The organism is Streptomyces sp. NPDC002138, assembly GCF_040296485.1.
Classification (GTDB): Bacteria; Actinomycetota; Actinomycetes; order Streptomycetales; family Streptomycetaceae; genus Streptomyces.
Map to the genome: position 1 here is coordinate 1 of NZ_JBEOXE010000166.1, position 1,414 is coordinate 1,414.

The following is a 1,414-nucleotide window of genomic DNA, read 5'->3' on the forward strand; positions in this document are numbered from 1 at the left end:
ACCACATAAGCAACCAGCCGCACATCACCCGGAACATCCTCACGCGCGATCACCGCCGCCTGCGCAACATACGCATGCCCCGCGACCACCGACCGGACCTCACCCGGCTCAATCCGGAAACCACGGACCTTCACCTGCTCATCCGCACGACCCACATACTCAAGCCGGCCATCCGCAGCCCACCGCGCCACATCACCACTGCGATACATCCGCACACCCGGCTCAAACGGACACGCCACAAACCGCTCAGCCGTCAGACCCGCACGCCGCACATACCCACGCGCCAACTGCACACCCGCGATATACAGCTCACCCGCCACACCCACCGGAACCGGCCGGAGCCGGCCATCCAGCACATACAGCTGCGTATTCGCAATCGGACGCCCGATCGCAACCGACTCACCGACCTCATCACCCGCACGAACCTCAAGAACACAGCACCCGACCACCGCCTCCGTCGGACCGTACTCATTGACCACCACCGAACCCGGCGCCCGCTCCAGCCACGCACGCACCGAAGCACCCGTCAACGCCTCACCACCCACCACCACCGTGCCGGCCATCCCCGCAGCCTCGGCATCCGAAAGCAGCTCGCCCAGCAACGGAAGATGACCCGGTACGACCTTCACCAGACCAAACCCGGCAGACTGACGCACCACCTCCGCCAGACCCTCAGCCCCACCCTCACGACTGACCACCACAGGCGAACCCGACACCAAAGGCACCAGCACACTGGTCACCGTCAAGTCGAACGCCAGCGAGGAATGCAGCGGCGCACCACCCACAGCCCCATACGCACCCGCCGCCCAGCAGACGTAATTCGCCAGACCCTCATGAGAAACCGCCACACCCTTCGGCCGGCCCGTCGAACCCGACGTATAAATCACATACGCCAGACCCGCACCCGCCACCGACACCTCAGGCGCCACCGGAGAAACAGCCGCCAGCTGCATCACCGTCAACGCCTCATCAAGCGCCACCATCCGCACCCGACCCGCCGGCAGGTCCTCCAGAATCTCCTCATCCGTCAGCAGCAGAGCCGCACCACTATCAGCCAGCGTGAACGCGATCCGCTCCGCCGGATACTCCGGATCCACCGGCAGATACCCCGCACCCGCCTTCCACACCGCCAGAATCGACACGACCATGTCCACCCCACGAGGCAGACACAAAGCCACCAACGACTCCACACCCACACCCTGCGCCACCAGGAAACACGCCAGCCGATTCGCCCGCCCATCCAACTCCGCGAACGACAAAACCTCTTCACCACACACCACAGCCACCGCATCCGGCGACCGCACCACCTGCGCCGCAAACAACTCCGGCACCAAACCAGACCCGAACTCCACCGCAGTGTCATTCCACTCCGACACCACCCGACGACGCTCCACACCACCCAACACCTCAACGG

The 1,414-nt window shown here is 65.0% G+C and carries 1 protein-coding gene; it reads right to left on the reverse strand.

What is annotated here, in order from left to right; translation table 11 throughout:
• The coding region (locus tag ABT084_RS37860) for a non-ribosomal peptide synthetase (RefSeq protein ID WP_351054391.1) at nt 1-1,394 on the reverse strand (1,394 nt) is incomplete at its 3' end.
• Nucleotides 1,395-1,414: the final 20 nt, after the last annotated feature.